General features: G+C 33.3%; 16 protein-coding genes. 4 read left to right on the top strand and 12 right to left on the bottom strand.

Features of this window, described 5'->3' with window-relative positions; translation table 11 throughout:
• Window positions 1-164: 164 nt before the first annotated feature.
• Window positions 165-1682 (top strand): choice-of-anchor I family protein, encoded by a 1518-nt coding sequence (locus tag NCC77_RS11745; protein WP_250835728.1) that lies wholly within the window; start codon window positions 165-167, stop codon window positions 1680-1682.
• A gap of 202 nt (window positions 1683-1884) precedes the next feature.
• The gene (locus NCC77_RS11740) at window positions 1885-3144 is read left to right on the top strand and encodes an OmpA family protein (RefSeq protein WP_250835727.1); all 1260 of its coding nucleotides are present in this window, start codon (window positions 1885-1887) and stop codon (window positions 3142-3144) included.
• A gap of 287 nt (window positions 3145-3431) precedes the next feature.
• On the opposite strand, the gene NCC77_RS11735 is transcribed toward NCC77_RS11740, so the two are convergent.
• From NCC77_RS11735 to clpB, 7 genes are all read right to left on the bottom strand, one after another.
• Window positions 3432-4322, bottom strand: coding sequence for a carbon-nitrogen hydrolase (locus NCC77_RS11735; RefSeq protein ID WP_095927649.1), 891 nt, complete (start codon window positions 4320-4322; stop codon window positions 3432-3434).
• Window positions 4323-4399: 77 nt separating this feature from the next.
• Window positions 4400-4873: a DUF6169 family protein gene (locus tag NCC77_RS11730; protein WP_250835726.1), complete on the bottom strand. Its 474-nt coding sequence runs from the start codon at window positions 4871-4873 to the stop codon at window positions 4400-4402.
• Between the two features lie 319 nt (window positions 4874-5192).
• Entirely contained in the window at window positions 5193-5603 is a 411-nt protein-coding gene (locus NCC77_RS11725; protein WP_250835725.1) for a hypothetical protein, read from the bottom strand.
• Window positions 5604-5958: 355 nt separating this feature from the next.
• Complete coding sequence (locus NCC77_RS11720) at window positions 5959-6843, bottom strand: DUF808 domain-containing protein (protein ID WP_250835724.1); 885 nt, start codon at window positions 6841-6843, stop codon at window positions 5959-5961.
• A gap of 395 nt (window positions 6844-7238) precedes the next feature.
• A complete protein-coding gene (locus tag NCC77_RS11715; RefSeq protein WP_250835723.1) occupies window positions 7239-8279 on the bottom strand; it encodes a hypothetical protein in 1041 nt (346 codons plus the stop codon).
• A 23-nt stretch (window positions 8280-8302) separates the two neighbouring features.
• The gene (locus NCC77_RS11710) at window positions 8303-8794 is read right to left on the bottom strand and encodes a T9SS type A sorting domain-containing protein (RefSeq protein ID WP_250835722.1); all 492 of its coding nucleotides are present in this window, start codon (window positions 8792-8794) and stop codon (window positions 8303-8305) included.
• 142 nt (window positions 8795-8936) lie between these two features.
• Window positions 8937-11534, bottom strand: a complete 2598-nt coding sequence (gene clpB, locus NCC77_RS11705; protein ID WP_250835721.1) for an ATP-dependent chaperone ClpB — start codon at window positions 11532-11534, stop codon at window positions 8937-8939.
• Window positions 11535-11737: 203 nt separating this feature from the next.
• Between clpB and ytxJ the strand changes: the two genes are divergently transcribed.
• Entirely contained in the window at window positions 11738-12127 is a 390-nt protein-coding gene (ytxJ, locus tag NCC77_RS11700) for a bacillithiol system redox-active protein YtxJ (protein ID WP_250835720.1), read from the top strand.
• Window positions 12128-12271: 144 nt separating this feature from the next.
• Here the strand turns inward: ytxJ and NCC77_RS11695 are convergent, their stop codons facing one another.
• Together NCC77_RS11695 and NCC77_RS11690 are read right to left on the bottom strand one after the other, a co-directional pair.
• A complete protein-coding gene (locus NCC77_RS11695) occupies window positions 12272-13435 on the bottom strand; it encodes a hypothetical protein (RefSeq protein ID WP_250835719.1) in 1164 nt (387 codons plus the stop codon).
• Window positions 13432-14433, bottom strand: a complete 1002-nt coding sequence (locus NCC77_RS11690; RefSeq protein WP_250835718.1) for a DUF2157 domain-containing protein — start codon at window positions 14431-14433, stop codon at window positions 13432-13434. The genes NCC77_RS11695 and NCC77_RS11690 overlap by 4 nt, the downstream gene beginning before the upstream one ends.
• Window positions 14434-14690: 257 nt before the next feature.
• On the opposite strand from NCC77_RS11690, the gene NCC77_RS11685 reads away from it, so the two are divergent.
• Window positions 14691-16007 (top strand): T9SS type A sorting domain-containing protein, encoded by a 1317-nt coding sequence (locus NCC77_RS11685; RefSeq protein WP_250835717.1) that lies wholly within the window; start codon window positions 14691-14693, stop codon window positions 16005-16007.
• A gap of 74 nt (window positions 16008-16081) precedes the next feature.
• Here NCC77_RS11685 and argH read toward each other — a convergent pair whose 3' ends face one another.
• The 3 genes from argH to argB all read right to left on the bottom strand — a co-directional run bounded on the left by argH (window position 16082) and on the right by argB (window position 19622).
• Window positions 16082-17362, bottom strand: a complete 1281-nt coding sequence (gene argH, locus NCC77_RS11680; RefSeq protein WP_250835716.1) for an argininosuccinate lyase — start codon at window positions 17360-17362, stop codon at window positions 16082-16084.
• A 139-nt stretch (window positions 17363-17501) separates the two neighbouring features.
• Window positions 17502-18572, bottom strand: a complete 1071-nt coding sequence (locus tag NCC77_RS11675; RefSeq protein ID WP_250835715.1) for a M20 family metallo-hydrolase — start codon at window positions 18570-18572, stop codon at window positions 17502-17504.
• Between the two features lie 276 nt (window positions 18573-18848).
• Window positions 18849-19622 carry an acetylglutamate kinase gene (gene argB, locus NCC77_RS11670; RefSeq protein ID WP_250835714.1) on the bottom strand — a complete coding sequence of 258 codons (774 nt, stop codon included), beginning with the start codon at window positions 19620-19622 and terminating at the stop codon, window positions 18849-18851.
• Between the last annotated feature and the right edge of the window lie 20 nt (window positions 19623-19642).

Raw genomic sequence — 19642 nt, 5'->3', positions numbered from 1 at the left:
AGTGCAAAGATAAGCATTCGTTAGGATTTTAAAACATCTGAACCAAAATCGTATTTTATTTCACAAAAAATATCCTGCAAAAATTAAGTTAAAGATTAAATAATACATCCTTAATATTTAACAGAGAGGCCAGAATTACTTTTGCAAAAACTAAAAACTAACACATGAAAAATTTATCAATCTCATTTTTAGCAGCTCTTTTTATATTGGCAAGCTGTAACAATGATGAAAATTCGAACAACGAACCAGAAGTTGTTGTAAACGAAAACCCTGGAACTTTTAAAGAAATTGGTTCTATTACAATTGGCGGAGAAGCTGCTGCAGAAATCTCTGCTTATTGCGAGAAAACAAAAAGGCTTTTTACTGTAAACAACAGCGGTGTAAACCAAATTGACGTTATTGATATTGCTGACCCAACAAAACCTCTTAAAGTCGGAAAAATTGATTTAGTTGCTTACGAAGGTGCTGCAAACAGTGTTTCTGTTTTTGACGGAAAATTGGCTGTTGCTTTAGAATCGACTGCTAACAAGCAAGGAAATGGAAAAGTAGTAGTTTTTAATACTTCTGATTACAGTTTAATCAAACAAGTTACAGTTGGTGCATTGCCAGATATGATTACTTTTTCGCCAGATGGAAAATATATCATGACAGCTAACGAAGGCGAGCCAAATACCGATTATTCTCAAGACCCAAACGGAACAATTTCTATTATTGAAACTAGCACTTACAATGTCACGACTTTAGATTTTAGCTCTTTTGCGGGTCAAGCAGAAGCATTAAAAAAAGACGGATTCAGAGTTTCAAAATTTGCAAAGAGTTTCGCTCAAGATATCGAACCAGAATACATTACTATTTCTGACGATTCTAAAACTGCTTGGGTGACGCTACAAGAAAATAATGGCGTTGCAAAAGTAGATTTAACTTCTAAATCTATTACAGCCATTTATCCTTTAGGCTTAAAAGATTATAATACTGCTGAGAATGCAATTGATGTGAGTGATAGCGATAATAAAATCGCCTTTAATCCGTGGAAAGTAAAAGGTCTTTATATGCCAGATGCTATCAGCCATTATACGGTAAATAATATTCCTTATTTTGTTACTGCTAATGAAGGTGATGCAAGAGAATACGCTGCTTACTCTGATGTGAAGCGTATGAAAAACATGACACTTGACGCAACTGCTTTTCCAGATGCTGCTACTTTAAAATTGGATACGAATTTAGGCAGATTAAACCTTGTTACAGACATGGGAGATACTGATGGAGATGGAGATCTGGATCAAATGGTAAGTTTTGGAGGAAGATCATTCTCTATTTGGAATGGAAACACTGGAAAAATCGTTTTTGACAGTAAAAATGATGTGGACAAAAAGACGAATGAAATTGGCACATACGACGATAAAAGAAGTGATGATAAAGGTTCTGAGCCAGAAGCTGTAGTTGTAGCAAAAATGGGAACTCAAAATATTTTATTTGTTGGTTTAGAAAGATCTGATGCGTTTATGGTTTATGATGCTTCAAATCCAACTTCTCCACAGTATTTACAAACTGTAAAAACAGGTGACGCACCAGAAGGTCTATTATTCATTCCGGCTTCAAAAAGTCCTACAAAAAGAAGCTTATTAATAGTAAGCAGTGAAGGAGATGGATCTGTTAAAATTTATCAGCCAGATTTGAAATAATTAATATTTTTTCAAGAGAGCAAAAGGACAAAATGTGAATTTTGTCCTTTTTTTATGCTTTCTATTGTACTTATTTTAACGTATTTACATAATTAAAAGCCAAAAGATGGGAATTATGTAAGGGTATATACAACGCATTCTAAGATTCGACCTCTAATTTTGTTCATGAGTTTAAAATAAAAACAATTTAATTTTTGATATCATGAAAAAGAAATTAGTATCAGCATCCTTATTATTACTATCATTTGCTGCAGGCGCTCAAAATATGGCTACCACTTCTACCAAACCTAACGTAGATCAAGAATACAACAAATGGTCGATCGAACTAAATGGTGGTGTTAATAAACCAACCAGAACAATGACTCCAGGGTATACTACTGAATCATTGAACTTTTTTCACGGAGATTTAGGTGTAAGATATATGTTTAATCCAAAATTTGGTTTAAAATTAGATGTTGGTTACGACCAATTTAAAGAGAAAAAAGACACACCAGACTTTGAAAGCCGTTATGTTAGAGCAAGTTTACAAGGAGTTGTTAACGTTGGACGTGCTTTAAATTTTGAAACTTGGACAAATACAATCGGTCTTTTGGCGCATGGTGGTTTTGGGGTTTCTCAAATTAGTACCGAAACAGGATTTGGAGGACAAGATTACATGGCTCATGGAATTGCCGGTTTAACTGGACAAATTAGATTAAGCGATCGTGTAGCTTTAACAGGAGATCTTACTGGAATTGTAAACGGAAGACAAAACTGGAACTTTGACGGAATGGGCAATACAACAACTGGTTCTTTTGACGGCGTTTTATTGAATGCTTCTGTTGGTTTGACGTTCTACTTAGGAAAAAATCAGAAGCATGCTGACTGGATTGGTGAAGAAGATAGAATTGGTGAATTGGAAAAAAGAGTGGACTTAATCGAAACTGGCCTTATCGATTCAGACAAAGATGGAGTTGCTGATTTATACGATTTAGAACCAAATAGCATTGCAGGAGTTGCTGTTAACACAAAAGGACAATCTATTGATACGAATCAAAATGGTGTACCAGATGAGTTAGAAAGCTATTTAGACAAAACTTACGAAAAGAAAGGCGCTGGAACAGCTACAAACAATACTGTTGAAGAATTAATTAACGGTGGTTATGTAAATGTTTATTTCGATTTCAATTCGTCTAAACCTACAAACGCATCTTTATCAGGCGTAGATTTCTTAGTGAAATACTTGAAAAACAATCCAGGAAAATCAGCTGATATTATTGGTTATGCTGATGAAATTGGAAATTCAAACTACAACACTGAATTATCTAGAAAAAGAGCTGAGGCTGTGAAAAAAGTAGCGGTTAATGCAGGAATTGACGCATCAAGATTGAATGTAATTGCTAACGGAGAAGATACTTCTGTTAACAAAAATTCTAAAGAGGCACGTCAGATCGTGAGAAGAGTTACTTTCCAAGTGAAGTAATACATATAAAGCTAAAAACAAGAAAAGGAGCTGTTTCAAAAAATGAAACAGCTCTTTTTTATTACAAAAATACGATCTTCGGAGAAGCGAAATATTTATAGAAAATAAGAAATGTTTACAATATAAAACTCCAGCGGAGCGACATATTTAGAACATAAGATTTCGCTCCGCTGGAGCTTTTTCCATTTGTACTATTAAAGTTCTATAAATATTTTGCTTCTCCGAAGCTTACAAAAAAAGAGCTGTCTTTTTTGGGACAGCTCTTTTTTTATATAATTTTAATCTAATTATTTATCAATTGCTCTTTTTGTAATATCTCCAAAAGCATCGATTCTTCTGTCTCTGAAGAATGGCCAGTTTTGGCGAACGTTTTCTTGCAAATCCAAATCAACTTCAGCAATTAAAATTTCTTCTTTATCATGAGACGCTTGAGCTAAAATTTCTCCTTGCGGTCCTGCAATGAAAGAAGCTCCCCAGAACTGAATTCCTTCTGTTCCTTCAAGATATTTTTCTAAACCAATTCGGTTAGCTGCTGCTACGAAAACGCCATTTGCTACTGCATGTCCTTTCATAACATTCATCCAAGCACCATATTGGTTTTCTCCGTATTGTTCTTTTTCTTTAGGATGCCATCCAATTGCGGTTGGGTAAAATAAAACCTCAGCACCTTTAAGAGCTGTAATACGAGCTGCTTCTGGATACCATTGATCCCAACAGATTAAAGTTCCAACAGTTCCTTTTTTAGTTTCGATTGCTTGGAAGCCTAAATCACCTGGAGTGAAATAGAATTTTTCATAAAAATGAGGATCGTCTGGAATATGCATTTTACGGTATAAACCAGCTTCTGTTCCATCAGTATCAATGATGTAAGCACTGTTATGATAGATTCCTGCCATTCTTTTCTCAAAGAAAGGAACAATAATTACTACTCCTAATTCTTTTGCCAATTCGCTGAATGCAATAAATGAAGTACTGTAAAGTGGCTCTGCTAATGCAAAATTATCTACATCTTCGCTTTGGCAGAAATAATGACTGCTATATAATTCAGGAAGTAAGATTACCTCAGCACCTTGACTTGCAGCATCTCTTACCCAGCTGATACATTTTTTAAGATTGTTTTCGGCAACATCATTCAGATTTAACTGAATAACCGATATTTTATACTTTCTTTTCGCCATGACATAAAATTTAGAGTGCAAAAATAATACTTTTTAAAGGAATGGCAAAGTGTTGGTAATTGATCCTTACTTTAAGATCATTTGTAACTTGTAAATGCTTCTAATTGCAAATTTACCTCGTCAATAATATTATCCATTTTATAAAAATCCGTTTTAAATATAAAGCTTAAATGATAAATCATTTTTTCATTTGGAATATGATATTGAAAGTTCACTTTTGAAAATTCATCGCTTTTAATGTTATGATACCATTTATCAAATAATTTTTGTCTAAAATCTTGCTTAAAATCTACACTATCACAAACATAATTTAAAATAATATCTGGATTATCTTTAAAATATTCATTTATGATGCTGGTAATTGTAATTTCTATTGATGGATCATTAAAAAATTTTTGATTATTTGCTTCGTAAAAGTCAATGCTATAAAGTTTATTAAAGAAGGCATTTTCAAAATTCATTTTCTGAAAACTGACAAAATATTGCAAACCATGCTTTGTGGTAAAATAAAAAAGAGGGTACAAACCCTCTTCTGAAATATATTGATACATAAAGAAATATTATTTTTTCTTTAATCTTGCTAAAACTTCTTTTCGATGTTGTTCTTTTAAATCAACCATTTTTTTTAGAACAGAAACTGTCTTCTCATTTGGTTTTATGATTATAGTTTTTTCCATAATTGTTTTTGAATTGCATTGCAAATGTAAGAAAAAAACTTGTATTCATTTAATTTAATGGAATTAAAAATTTTACAACCTTTAACAATTCTTACAATTTTATCAATACAAAAAAACCATTTCACATCTGTTTAAAATAAAAACTTCTGCAAAATGGCTTTTCAACCTAAAAAAAATTCAACTAAGTTTGTTGTTATTCAATCACTACTTTTTGAGTAAGAAATTCTGTTTCTGATTTTTTGAATTTGATTTCGAAAGTTCCTTTTACTTTAGATGAAAATTTGTAAACTGTTTTCTTAGGATCCGGCACTTGTTGCGTGCAAACTTCTGATGGGTATTTTGCAATTACTTGAAGACCTTTTTCAGTTCCGATAGTTACTTCCGAGATCTTATCAAATTCAGCACAAGCGTTATCTACTACATACGTTACATCATAGCTTAACTCGTCGTTTACTTTTCCTGTTGCTGGCCCTTTAATTTCGGTTACCAAAGCTGCTTTTGCTGTTGGAGCTGGTGTATTGTTATCATCATCGCTACTACATGAAACAAATCCAATTGATAAAAATAATACTACTAAAACTGATTTTAATCTAAAACTTTTCATATAAAATAATAATTAATTGTTAATTACTATGAAGACGTGAGAAAATTGCTTTGGTTGCTTTCATAAAATGTTAAAAGTTCTCATCAAAACATTAAACTTTTGTAAATCAAAAACTTATTTATTGAAAAAAGATTAAAAAAAACACCATTCTTTCTTATGAAAATAAAAAATTCTAGAATAGTCAAGATCAAAATAATATCCTTTTTCTAGCTTTCACAAGCGGAAAAAGAATAGTCCCGAAGTAATAAAGACGACAAAACTTTTTTCTGAAAATGATTTGGATCAGCTCTTAAAACAAAAAAAAAAACACCAGTGCTAACTGATGTTTTCTTTAATGTATGTTTATTGAATTTTATTAAGCTGTTTTCTTCTTAAAAATCTTTTTGAATAGATTTACAAAAACTAAAACAACAAACCCTAGAGTTAATCCTACCGTAAATTCTTTGATGATAGAAGGGATTTTAATTTCTTCTGACAGATGGTGAAAAAATGGAATGTAATGCACAAATATTCCTCCTGCCACTAAAAGCAATGCAATTGTACCAATTACAGTTAGACCTTTTATAACAAGCGGCAACGCTTTTACTAATAAATTTCCAATAAATCGTGATGGACTTTTTTCGCTTTTGCTATATTTTATAAGCTTATAGCCTGCTTCATCCATACGAACAATAAGTGCTACAATTCCGTACACTCCTATTGTCGCAACTAACGCGATTATCGAAGTTACAATTATCTGCTGTGTCAGCGGTTCTTCTATAACAGTTCCTAATGCTATAATTACTATTTCTACAGATAATATAAAATCGGTTATGATTGCCGATTTTACTTTTCCTTTTTCAATTACTAGAATTTGTTCTTCTGTTAAATCCTCATGGGTAATTCCTTCTGATTCATCGTGCTTGTGCGGAAAGGCAAATTCGTAAATTTTTTCGGCTCCTTCGTAAGCTAAAAACAATCCTCCAAGCACCAAAATTATTATAATTGCAATTGGTAAAAAAGCACTTAGTAAAAATGCAATTGGAAGAATAATGATTTTATTCAATAAAGAACCTTTGCTAATTGCCCATAAAACCGGTAATTCTCTTGAAGATGCAAATCCAGAAGCTTTTTCGGCATTTACTGCCAAATCATCTCCTAGAATTCCAGCCGTTTTTTTTGCAGCAACTTTACTCATTACTGCAACATCATCCATAATTGCTGCGATATCATCTAATAGAACAAAAAAACCTGAAGCCATTTTTTAAATTTATTTTTAGTGATGCGAATCTAGACATTTTGCCTTAATCTTCCCAATAATATTGCATCAAAATTCGTCTTTTTATTCGTAATTTTCTGTAATCTGCTTCTAGTTGCATTGCCCTAGTAAAACCCATAGAATGATGAAAACTATAATAGTTCCGAAACAACCTCCGCCTAATTTTTTAGCACCATATCCTGCCAATAACCCTCTAAAAATATTGTTCATGATCTTTAAATTTTAATTAATAATTTGCTGATTTTTATTTATTTAAAATTCATTCTTTTTTGAGAATATCTTGTTATATGAATTAGATGAAAAGTTTCAAAATTTCGGGCAAAAAAAAGCATCAGCTAAAAAACTGATGCTTTATTACGATTACTTTTTTTTTAAAATTAATCGGTAGAAACATTGTAACCTCTGTTTATCAAAGTTGCTTTATCAAGAATTCCTTGCCCTGTAGGAGGAGCTGGAGGATTTTGACCTTGCAACTGAACATAGCTTTTTGCATTAGGAGAAAAGTTAAGAAGTCGCTGTAAAATTAAATTAACTTGTGAACTAGAAAGCGCGTTTTTATTAAAATTAAGTGATAAATTTTCATCTGTAATCTTTGTTAACAATGGCAAGTCAATGGAAGTAAGAATTGAATTATTTTGAAAATAAAGCCCTTTGCTTGATGTCAAAATAGGAAATGAAATCGATGTTAAAGATGGATTATTTAAAATTCCAGTGTCGTATGAATGCAATATTTTCAACGCAGGAAATGCAACAGAAGCTAATACTTCATTGTTCCCAACATCTAAATCATTATATACTTCAATAAGATTACTTAAATTAAAGTTTACTAATTTTAAATTATTTTGAATCTTTAAGTTTACCAGCTTTTTTATTGCACTTAAGTCTATAGTTGTAAGATTTGTTGTACTGGTAATGTAGATATTTTCTGTATAAGGGCCAAATTCGGCGGTTATTTGTGCCGCTGCCTGTGCATCTGTAATATCTCCTGTTATTATAATGCTCGTTTTTCCTTGACTTTGACTACTTCCCGCGTACAAAGCATAAGGCACACTTAAAAGCTGACTTGTTCCGCTAATTGTATAATTGGTTCCTCCCTCTGGATCAATTTCTGTTTTAATAAAATGAGTGCCTGCACCCCAATTTATTCCTGCAAAAGTTCCTGTAACTGGTGTTCCTCCACCAATTACTATTGTTGCTAATCCGTTAGGATTTGTTGTGGTAGTTTGAGTTTCGACATAAGATGCTGTTCCTGTTTCAGAGCCGAATAAAACACTTGTTCTGATCCCAATTAAGGTATTGGAGAGCAATGTTCCATCTGTTTTACGAATCACAGATTGATAATTCATTTTCTGTGGTGCTTGCGCAAATAAAATGGTAAAAGAACTTAATAATAAAAACGCTAGAGTAATTTTTCTCATATATTTTTCTGCTGTTTAAAATTTTATTTTTTAATGATTTTAAAAGTTTTGATTGCTTTCGAATTGTTATTTACTGAAAGAAAATAAACTCCTTGCGCCAATCCATGCATAGGTACTTTCGTTTCTGAAGAAGTTATATTAGAAGCTTTTGATAGTATTCGCCCGTTAATATCAAATAAATTATAAGACAAGTCTTCAAATTTATTGTTTACAACTATAAGATTTAGTTCATCAATAACAGGATTCGGAAAGGCTGTCATGACTAAACTAATTTCATCGAATTTGTCATTACTTAGAGTAGCTATTTCGTAAGGTTGCTGAATGCCTTGTTGTGCAGAACCTCCGCTTCCTTTCAATTGTATATCTGCAATTTGCCCAACCGAATAACTTGCTGCTCCGCCAGAGCCAGTGCCTTTGCCTCCAGTAACAACAATGCTTTCTTGTGCGTACGAATTAGTTACAAATGAAATACTGGCAAGAAATAAAATTAGAATTGCCCTTTGGTTTCTTTTCATATATTTGATTTAATAGTTGCGAATCAAATATATACTATTTCTTACATAGAATAAAAGCCTAAAAGGATTAAAACCAATTAAATATTAACAAAAAAAGCACCAGTTAAAAACTGATGCTTTTTTAAGATTAACATTAAAAAAATTAATTAGCGGTCTGGTTTCTAAAAACCAATTGGCCATCGAAAGCATCTAACAAAATGATGCTGTCTGTTGTTATGTTTCCTGCCAGAATTTCTTTTGACAGTTGATTTAAAACTTCTCGCTGAACGACACGTTTTACAGGTCTTGCTCCAAAATGAGGATCGTAACCTTTATCTGCCAAATAAGCAATTGCTTCTGGTGTTGCATCCATTGTAATACCTTGCAATGCCAGCATTTTTGTAACGCTTTTTAACTGCAGCCCTACAATTCTTGAAATATTCTCTACCGTAAGTGGCGTAAACATTACAATTTCGTCAATACGGTTGATAAACTCAGGACGGACAGTTTGCTTCAATAATCCTAAAACTTCGTTTTTCGCAGCTTCTGTTGCTGCTTCTACTCCACCTTTTAGATTTTCAAATTTCTCCTGAATAATATTACTTCCCATATTTGAGGTCATAATAATAATTGTATTTCTAAAATCAGCCAAACGTCCTTTGTTATCCGTCAATCGACCTTCGTCTAAAACCTGTAATAAGATATTAAACGTATCTGGATGTGCTTTTTCGATCTCATCTAACAGCACTACAGAATATGGTTTTCTACGAACAGCTTCTGTCAACTGACCTCCTTCATCATACCCTACATATCCTGGAGGCGCACCAACTAAACGACTCACGCTGTGACGTTCTTGGTATTCGCTCATATCGATACGAGTCATCGCATTTTCATCATCAAAAAGATATTCTGCTAAAGCTTTTGCCAATTCGGTTTTACCAACTCCAGTTGTTCCTAAGAATAAGAATGATCCAACAGGCTTCTTCATATCCTGTAAACCGGCACGGCTTCGACGAACAGCATCACTCACAGCTTCTATCGCTTCTTCCTGCCCTACTACACGTTTGTGCAATTCGTCTTCTAAATGCAATAGTTTTTCTCTTTCTGTCTGAAGCATTTTGGTTACTGGAATTCCAGTCCATTTTGCTACAACTTCTGCAATGTCTTCTCTGGTAACTTCTTCTTTAATTAAAGAATTTCCAGCTTGAAATTCCTGCAATTGTTTTTGCAAAGTTTCCTGACGTTCCTGCGCTTCTTTTATTTTTCCGTAACGTATCTCAGCTACTTTTCCGTAATCACCATCACGTTCTGCACGTTCTGCTTCGTATTTAAAGTCTTCTATTTCATGTTTTACAGCCTGAATTCCGTCAACGATATCTTTTTCCTGTTTCCATTTCGCATAGATTTCGTTTCGTTCTTCTTTCAGGTTGGCCAATTCCATACCCAAAATTTTCAGCTTGCTTTCTTCTTTTTCACGTTTAATAGCTTCAATCTCAATTTCTAACTGCATGATTTTACGATCCAAAACATCCAATTCTTCAGGTTTTGAATTGATCTCCATACGCAATTTAGAAGCCGCTTCGTCCATTAAGTCAATCGCTTTATCTGGTAAGAAACGATTGGTAATGTAACGTTGTGAAAGTTCAACTGCTGCAATAATTGCCTCATCTTTAATTTGAACTTTATGATGCGTTTCATATTTTTCTTTAATTCCACGAAGAATCGAAACCGCACTTTCTGTATCTGGTTCATCAATAAGAACTTTTTGGAAACGTCTTTCAAGTGCTTTATCCTTTTCGAAATATTTTTGATATTCATCCAAAGTCGTAGCACCAATTGCTCTCAATTCTCCACGAGCCAAAGCTGGTTTCAAGATGTTCGCTGCATCCATTGCGCCCTCACCTCCACCTGCTCCTACAAGCGTATGAATTTCATCAATAAACAAAACAATATCTCCGTCTGCAGCTGTAACTTCTTTCACAACCGATTTTAAACGTTCTTCAAATTCTCCTTTATACTTCGCTCCGGCAATCAAAGCTCCCATATCAAGAGAGAAAACGATTTTATCTTTTAAGTTTTCTGGAACGTCCCCGTCCACAATTCTATGCGCTAAACCTTCTGCAATAGCAGTTTTACCAACTCCAGGTTCACCAATAAGCATTGGGTTATTTTTGGTTCTACGAGTTAGAATCTGCAATACACGACGAATTTCTTCATCACGTCCAATAACTGGATCTAATTTTCCTGTACGGGCTAATTCGTTTAAGTTTTTAGCGAATTTATTTAGCGAATTATAGGTTTCTTCTGCCGAAGCCGAAGTTACTCTTTCGCCTTTTCTTAGTTCCTCAATAGCAGCTTTCAAACCTTTTCCTGTAACTCCCTGATCTTTTAAAATCTGAGAGACTTTGCTTTTTGAGTCAAAAATGGCTAAAATTAGATGCTCGATCGAAACATATTCGTCGTTCATTTTTTGTGCAATGATTTCTGCTTCATTCAAAGCTTTGTTTGCGTCTCTAGAAAGCATAACATCTCCTCCAGAAACTTTTGGAAAACTCTGAATTGTGCTATCTAAAATTTGTAAAAACAACGGCACATTTACATTCAATTTTTTCAAAATAAATGGCGCTACGTTTTCGTCAACTTCAAAAATAGCTTTAAAAATGTGTTCATTTTCAATTTGTTGCTGACCATTTCGTTGCGCTAATTGTTGCGACAACTGAATGGCTTCCTGCGATTTGATTGTAAATTTATTTATATTCATATCTTTTGATTTGATTGATTTAACTGTTTAAAATATATAGGATTAAAGTTACGATTTATTGAGGCAAATAGTTCGATCAAATAATTTAACTTTGTATTCGAATAGACAAATTATATTCCACAGTAAAAAAAACAGACAAAAAGACAGTTTAAATTAGTTTTTAACGCTTTTAACACGTCAAAAAGTCATAAAACAAGCCAACTATGAGTTTTTTTAATTCAATCTTCGGAAGTTCAGAGAACTCAGAAGCAGCAAAAAGTAAAGTAAATTGGACAGAATTAACAGATATGCTTCAATTAATGGAAATCGAAGCGATCTCAAATGAAAAACCAGTTGTCATTTTTAAGCATAGCACAAGATGCAGCATCAGCCGAATGGCTTTAAAACAATTTGAAAGAGAATATGATCTTGAAGGTGTTGTTGACGCTTATTTTTTAGACTTAATAGCACACAGAGACATTTCAAATGAAATTGCAAGTAAATTTGGAGTTTATCATGAATCTCCTCAATTGATATTAATCAAAAACGGAAAAGCAGTTTACGATGTTTCGCACAGTGATATTGATGCAGAAGCATTGAAAAGTAAGATCTAAGTTATGAGTTAATTACTTAAACTAAAAAAATTAAAAGCCTGAAATTATTTGTATAATTTCAGGCTTTATTTTTTTACGTCAACTCTAAATTTTAATTCAAATTAGCGCTCAACTCATAATATAACTCATAATTCATAATTAAACTTAAAAACTTCCGTCTGACCCTCCACCGCTGAAACCTCCTCCTCCAAATTCCATTGGAGAAGCTGTCTTAACTTCTGGTTTCATTCCGAAAGTTGAAGCTACAACTAAAGCTTCTGCATTTAATAAACTATCTGAATGGTTTATTCTATCTGGTTTAAAAGTCAGACCGCTTTCTTTTTCTTTTAATTTTCTAATTGAAAAATATGCTATTGCAAATAAAACTACACCGCCAAGCGTAAGTGCTACTTCGATTGGTAAAACCGAATGGTAAAATCGAATGGTATAAATTGAAAATGCAATTGCCAAAAAGCTCAACCAAAGCATTATTCGGCCTTTTGTTTTTAAAGCTTGCACCAAATAAACAATCGGCACAATAAAAGTAAACCCATAAAAGAAAAATGCAAACGGAATATCTGTTCTAGGTTTTACTTCTGTTCCTAAAAGTTCAGCAGAAAGTTCTCTTACAACCAAATAATTACAAGAAAGATAAAACAAAACCAAGCAAAAACTATTTGCCAATAATAATCCGTTGTAATAATAACTTTTGCTGAGATGATTCATCCTCTTTTTTGTCAAAAAATAAAACAATCCTGCAAAAATCATTGCTCCAAATGGCAAAATAGCTTTTCCAATATCTCCAAATTTAAACATTCCGAAAAACAAAAAGGCGGTTGCCGAAATGCAAAATACAAGCATTGATAATACATGCAGATATCTCAAAAACATAAAAAGCGCTCCAACTGCTACAAAAAAAGCAATTACTATTTCATGACCTTCAGTTGTTATTGCTACTGCTGCGCCCAAACATAAAAGAGCATTTAATATAAAAGCATCATCTAAGCCATGATTATGATAATTTTGATTTGCAAGCAATTCTACTCCTGCAAATCCAACTATAGTAAAAATATAGCAGCAGATTTGAAAAAATACATTTTCTGCGCTTAATCCAAATAAAGAAATTGCTCCACAAATTGAACCATACAACAAGCAACCAAGCAAAAAGAAGCCTATTCTAACCAGAATATTACTCTGACCTTTTAAAACGGGCAGTTCTTTTTCTATAAATTTCTTCTGTTCTTTACTAATAAAACCTCCTTTGTACAAAGAATCTGCTTCATCAACCAAAATTTCATTATCTAATAATTGTTTGCTATATACTATCATTCTGCTATCTCTTTATGAAATTTTTTAATCAATTTAATGAACATTACAATCGAACCAACAAAATAAGCTGGCAGTAAGAAAACTAACAATTCCCAAATATCAGAGAAATCAACGTTTTCAAAAATTCTGAACAAAACAATATTTCCACCGATATAAGCATAAACAATCATAAATACATATAGTGACATTGCTTTATATTGGTAGCTCACTTTATAAAAATAATAGGTAGAACCAGCTAAAACTAAAGCAAATATTACCCATGTTAATGTGCCATAACCTGTTAAATTACTAATTGCGGCGATACTTATAATATGCAATGCAAAAGTGAGAAAAACTAAACTAAAATGAATTTTAAGTGAAATTCGACTACTGTAGATCGTCCATAAAATAAGTAAAACTCCCAACATTACTGCTGAATAGCTCAAACTTTGGCTCGCATACAAATTATTGCTGTCATTAAATATATCTTGTGGCGTAACCGAAAGTCCCACATAAGCCGCCAGACCCGTAATTGCAATCGTTAAAACACTTCTATTATCAAAATAATAAGCACAAAAGAAACTTACAACAGTGGGAACCAAAGTCGCTAATCCGTAATGTTCTCCAAAAGGTTTATATTGAAACTGAAGATATCCGATAAAAATACAAGTCAAGATATTGCCCGCCAAAACCAGATATTCTAAAACAGGATGCTCAAAAGTTGTTTCTGTTTTCTGAAAACCTTTAGAATGCTTGAAACAATAAAAAAAGCAGACTGCAATCACAATTAAAAGCAACGATAGAATAGCGATGTGTCCTATAGTATCAATATTTTCATAAATCAAAACTCCAATTCCTGAAGTAAATAATAATACTGATAAATAAAGGAATAACTTTAATTCTGCATTTAACGAAAAGATATTTAGGCTTCGATAGGTTTTCACTTCTTCTAACTGGTTTTGTGTGATTAAACCTTTCTCGAAAAGATGAAGAACAGACTGATCTTTGAATTTTTCCATTGGTACGTTTTAAACTGGTACATCAAATATATGTATTTAGCATGAATTTTCTCCTTTTACTTTAAAACCTTTCCTGTTTTCTAAAACATCTCTACAGATCGTATTACAATTAAATAGTGTAAAAACAACACTTATAAATCTATAAATCAAAACTTTAAAACATAAATATTTGAAAAATTAATTTGAAATTCTTTTAATTCTTTTACATTTGTGCAATCGATTACATTGACTATTAAACCACAAAAAACCACACTTAAATGAAAACGAAACTTATTGCATTGGCCTTACTTCTGCCTTGCTCCTTTCTGTTTGCACAAAACTATTTTATGAGTGCGCCAGAAGGATTTGGAGCTTCTGCCACTGGCGGAGGAAGTGCAACTCCTGTAACAGTAACTACTTTAACCGATTTAACAGCAAAATTAAAGCTGACTACTCCACAGGTTATTTTAGTTTCAGGAACTATAAATTGTTCCTACACCAGCCTCCTAGTAAATGACAAAACCATTATTGGTCTTCCTGGTGCTAGATTAGTCAATCTGGATCAAACTGCTACGGGTTCTGGAATTTTAAGTTTAAAACCGGGATCAAATAATATTATCATTAGAAATCTAATTTTTGAAGGACCTGGTGCGTATGATGTAGACGGACGTGACAATCTTACCTCAGAAGCTACTAATCTTTGGGTAGATCATTGCGAATTTCAAGACGGAATGGACGGGAATTTTGATAATAAAGGCGCTGCTGATAATATAACGGTTTCTTGGTGTAAATTTATTTATTTGAAAGCACCGAAAGCTGGAGGCTCTGGCGGAGCAGATGATCACCGTTTTTCTGATTTAGTTGGTTCTTCTAAAACTGATGCTCCCTCTGACGGACATTATAGCATCACTTTTAAAAACTGTTATTGGGCTGAAGGTTGTAAAGAAAGAATGCCTAGAGCAAGAAATGCCGAACTTCATATTTTAAACTGTTACTACAATACATCCGTTTCGGGTTCACTTGCAATTGGTTTAGGCGGTGGAAGCAACAACACAACTTGCTATGTAGAAGGTACTGATTTTGCCAAAATTGGAACAGCTTTTAAAAACTATGTGAGCACAGATGGCGGAACAATTGGAGTTGCTTTTACTGATTGTCTGAATGCGCCAGCAAATTCAGGAACTACAGCATCAAAACCTTCTTACACCTATAGTGTTTTGCCAATTGCAAATGTTGCTGGATTTATTTCAAACGCTTCTTGCGGAGCTGGAGCAACGCTTCAAGTTACTGCTCAAGGCGCTTTATCTACGAGCTGCAACAATTTGGGCCTAAATGATAATGTAAACAATCTAGATTTAAAATATTATCCGTCAGTTATCAATCGTCTTTTGAATATTGATTTTTCAAGTTCAGATAATGGTTTGGCACAAGTTGATCTTTTTTCTTCTAATGGCGCAAAAGTATATTCAAATTCCAAAAATGTTTCTCCTGATGAAAAACTAGAATTGAATGTTGGAAATCTTGCTAAAGGAATTTATGTATGCAAAGTTCAAATCGAAAACCGAAGCAAAACTTTTAAACTGGTAAAAAACTAAATTTACACCATAAAAAAAGGTCATTGAAAAATCAATGACCTTTTTACATTTTATATCTTACTTTTCACACTCACTTAAAAAGCAGCTTTCATTTTATCTTTAATCGCATCAAGACATAAATTATTAATACTGCCTTCGTGTGTATGTTTAGTTTCTTTTGGAGATTTGTATGTTCCTGATTCCAATTGTTCTGCAACAGCTTTATAAGCATCTCTAAACGGCATTCCTTCCACCACCATTTCGTTTAAAGTATCTACAGTAAACAAATAATCGTATTTTATATCTTCTAAAATATGATCTTTTACTGTAATATCTTTTATTGAAAATATTGCAATATCCAAACAAGATTTTAAAGTTTGAATCGCTGGAAATAAACCTTCTTTTAAAAGCTGCAAATCTCTGTGATAACCGCTTGGAAGATTATTGGTAATTAAAGTGATTTCGTATGGAAGTGCCTGAATCTTATTGCATTTTCCTCTGATCAATTCGAAAACATCTGGATTCTTTTTATGAGGCATAATACTAGAACCCGTTGTAAGATGTGCCGGAAGACCAATAAAATCAAAGTTTTGGCTCATATATAAACAAACGTCCATCGCAAATTTTGACAACGTTCCTGCAACGCTTGTCATAGCAAAAGCAACCGTTTTTTCTGCTTTTCCACGGCTCATTTGTGCTGCAACTGCATTGTACTTTAAGGTTTCAAAACCTAATTCTTTTGTTGTAAATGTTCTGTTGATTGGAAATGAACTTCCATAACCTGCAGCAGAACCCAACGGATTCTGATCTACAATTTTAGAAGCTGCGTTCAACATCGTAATATCATCAATTAAACTTTCCGCGTAAGCAGAAAACCACATTCCGAATGACGATGGCATCGCGATTTGTAAATGCGTATATCCTGGCAATAAAACATTTTGATGTTTTTCTGCCGATTCCATCAATAAATCAAACAAAGTTTTTACTTGTTCTTTTATTGCTTTTAATTCGTCTTTTAAATACAAATGAACGTCTACTAAAACCTGATCATTACGAGAACGCGCGGTGTGGATTTTCTTTCCTGCATCGCCTAGTTTTACGGTTAGAAGATATTCAATTTTAGAATGTACGTCTTCAAAACTGTCTTCGATTTCGAAATTTCCAACTACAATATCAGCAATGATTTCGTTTACGGCATCAACTAAAGAAGTTGTTTCTTCTTGCGTTAATAAACCAATCTGTCCCAGCATTTTGGCGTGAGCAATTGAACCTAAAGCATCGTATTTTGCTAAAACCAAATCCAGTTCACGGTCATTTCCTACTGTGAATTGTTCGATTTGTTTATCTGTTGGTATTCCTTTTTCCCAAAGTTTCATAGGTCATGTTTTTTTTCGCCACGAATTCACGAATTATTTTTTCAAATCTTTGCGATTATTTTTTTCGAATTAATTCGAATTAATATCTGATTTAGATAGTAAAAAATTAATTCGTGAATTCGTGGCGGTTTTTCTTTTCTTATAATTTAAAGAAATCAGTTAGTATCTTGATATACAAGTCGACTCCTTCTTCAATTTCATTTACAAAAATAAATTCGTCAGCTGAATGCGAACGCAACGTTTCTCCTGGCCCTAGTTTTAAAGACTGACAGCTTAAAACCGATTGATCTGAAAGTGTTGGCGAACCATAAGTTGTTCTTCTTAATGCAATTCCAGCTTGAACCAAACCGTGTGCAACTGGAATAGATGAAGCGTTTAAGTGCATTGATCGTGGCGTTACCTCGGCATTTACATTGGCTTTTACGACTTCTAAGATTTCTGCATTTGTATAGCGGTCTGTTACACGAATATCTACAACCAAATCACATTCTGATGGTACAACATTATGTTGTTTCCCTGCGTTAATTTGTGTTACAGTCATTTTTACTGGACCTAAAACGTCTGAGATTTTATCGAATTTATAGTTTTTAAACCATTCCATTACAGGAATTGATTTGTATAAAGCATTATCGTCGTTTTGATGCGCGGCGTGGCTTGCGGTTCCTTTTACTTTTACGTCTAAAACTAATAAACCTTTTTCTGCAACAGCTAGTTGCATTAAAGTTGGTTCTCCAACAATTGCGCAATCTAATTCTGGCAAGCTTTTTAAAACGCTGTTTAATCCATTTTTTCCGCTGCTTTCTTCTTCGGCGGAAGCCACAATTACAATATTGTGTGATAGGCTTTGATTTTCGTAAAAATGAACAAAAGTCGCTAATAATGATACTAGACATCCACCTGCATCATTACTTCCTAAACCGAATAGTTTTCCGTCTTTTTCGATTGCTTTAAACGGATCGTTGGTATACGCTTGATTTGGTCTTACAGTATCGTGATGTGAGTTAAGTAAAAGTGTTGGTTTGTTTTCGTCGAAATATTTGTTGAAAGCCCACACATTATTGTTTTCTCTCTTGAAAGGAATTTCATTCTGATTGAACCAATTTTCGATTAAAAGTGCCGTCTGATCTTCTTCACTTGAAAATGAAGGGGTTTCGATTAAGCTTTTTAATAAACTAATTGCTTCCTGGGTAAGCGTATCTATATTTTTCATTTTTGTTAGGTTCTGAGATGCTAAGATTCTGAGATTCTAAGTTTTTTTTAAGCAATGACTTTACTAAATCTTAGCCAGAAAATTAATTGGCGCAAATTTCTAAAATTAAATCCTAAAAGTACTGTGCCGCTTCGTTTTTTTGCCACTATTTGCACATCTTTTCACAAATTATCTTTTTGTTACAGGATTTAAAATCAAAATAAACTTTTTCATGTACGTCTAGAATTATTTTCTCTTTTAACAGAAAAAATTAGAGTCAATTTGTGGCAACATTTTTTATAATGTAATCGTTGTATGCGGAATATCTGAATTTTGAAGCATTTTGTGATGTCCGATTTTGATTTTCTGTACACCTCTTGACAAACTATTAAAACAGTTATCCAGTTTAGGAATCATTCCAGAATGGATTACTTTTTCTTCTTTTAGCTTATTGTATAATGCTTCATTGATTTCAGTAATTACAGACGAATCGTCTTCTGAGTCCTGCAAAACGCCTTGTTTTTCAAAACAATAGGTCAGCGTAACATCAAAAACTTCTGATAATGCAATTGATAATTCGCTCGCAATCGTATCAGCATTTGTGTTTAACAATTGTCCGTTTTTGTCGTGTGTAATCGCGCAGAAAACAGGAACAACTCCAGCTTCTAATAAAGTAGCTAATAATTTAGTGTTCACTTGTTTTACATCACCTACAAATCCGTAATCAATCGTTGGGTGATTTCTTTTTGTTGATTGAATTAAATTGCCATCAGCTCCTGAAAAACCAATTGCGTTATTGTGTTTTGCCTGTAATTGCGCCACAATATGTTTATTGATTTGTCCGGCATAAATCATGACCACAACGTCCAGCATTGGAGCATCTGTAATTCGGCGGCCATCAATCATTTGCGGAACTAAACCAATACTCTGCGCCATCTTTGTAGCCGATTTTCCACCGCCGTGAACTAAAACTTTATAGCCTTCAATTTTAGAGAAATCGGTTAAGAATTGTTCTAATTCTGCTGGATTGTCGATGATGTTTCCACCTATTTTTATTACTGATACGTTCATTATTTTTAAGGTTCAGAGAG

Origin of the sequence: Flavobacterium tyrosinilyticum (assembly GCF_023656565.1) — a bacterium.
Lineage (GTDB): Bacteria > Bacteroidota > Bacteroidia > Flavobacteriales > Flavobacteriaceae > Flavobacterium > Flavobacterium tyrosinilyticum.
This window is presented reverse-complemented; position numbering and strand designations above follow the sequence as displayed.

What these genes read in the sequence shown, in the direction of transcription:
- NCC77_RS11745 (WP_250835728.1), top strand. Translation starts at nt 165, where the DNA reads ATGAAAAATTTATCAATCTCATTTTTAGCAGCTCTTTTTATATTGGCA.
- NCC77_RS11740 (WP_250835727.1), top strand. Translation starts at nt 1,885, where the DNA reads ATGAAAAAGAAATTAGTATCAGCATCCTTATTATTACTATCATTTGCT.
- NCC77_RS11735 (WP_095927649.1), bottom strand. Translation starts at nt 4,322, where the DNA reads ATGGCGAAAAGAAAGTATAAAATATCGGTTATTCAGTTAAATCTGAAT.
- NCC77_RS11730 (WP_250835726.1), bottom strand. Translation starts at nt 4,873, where the DNA reads ATGTATCAATATATTTCAGAAGAGGGTTTGTACCCTCTTTTTTATTTT.
- NCC77_RS11725 (WP_250835725.1), bottom strand. Translation starts at nt 5,603, where the DNA reads ATGAAAAGTTTTAGATTAAAATCAGTTTTAGTAGTATTATTTTTATCA.
- NCC77_RS11720 (WP_250835724.1), bottom strand. Translation starts at nt 6,843, where the DNA reads ATGGCTTCAGGTTTTTTTGTTCTATTAGATGATATCGCAGCAATTATG.
- NCC77_RS11715 (WP_250835723.1), bottom strand. Translation starts at nt 8,279, where the DNA reads ATGAGAAAAATTACTCTAGCGTTTTTATTATTAAGTTCTTTTACCATT.
- NCC77_RS11710 (WP_250835722.1), bottom strand. Translation starts at nt 8,794, where the DNA reads ATGAAAAGAAACCAAAGGGCAATTCTAATTTTATTTCTTGCCAGTATT.
- clpB (WP_250835721.1), bottom strand. Translation starts at nt 11,534, where the DNA reads ATGAATATAAATAAATTTACAATCAAATCGCAGGAAGCCATTCAGTTG.
- ytxJ (WP_250835720.1), top strand. Translation starts at nt 11,738, where the DNA reads ATGAGTTTTTTTAATTCAATCTTCGGAAGTTCAGAGAACTCAGAAGCA.
- NCC77_RS11695 (WP_250835719.1), bottom strand. Translation starts at nt 13,435, where the DNA reads ATGATAGTATATAGCAAACAATTATTAGATAATGAAATTTTGGTTGAT.
- NCC77_RS11690 (WP_250835718.1), bottom strand. Translation starts at nt 14,433, where the DNA reads ATGGAAAAATTCAAAGATCAGTCTGTTCTTCATCTTTTCGAGAAAGGT.
- NCC77_RS11685 (WP_250835717.1), top strand. Translation starts at nt 14,691, where the DNA reads ATGAAAACGAAACTTATTGCATTGGCCTTACTTCTGCCTTGCTCCTTT.
- argH (WP_250835716.1), bottom strand. Translation starts at nt 17,362, where the DNA reads ATGAAACTTTGGGAAAAAGGAATACCAACAGATAAACAAATCGAACAA.
- NCC77_RS11675 (WP_250835715.1), bottom strand. Translation starts at nt 18,572, where the DNA reads ATGAAAAATATAGATACGCTTACCCAGGAAGCAATTAGTTTATTAAAA.
- argB (WP_250835714.1), bottom strand. Translation starts at nt 19,622, where the DNA reads ATGAACGTATCAGTAATAAAAATAGGTGGAAACATCATCGACAATCCA.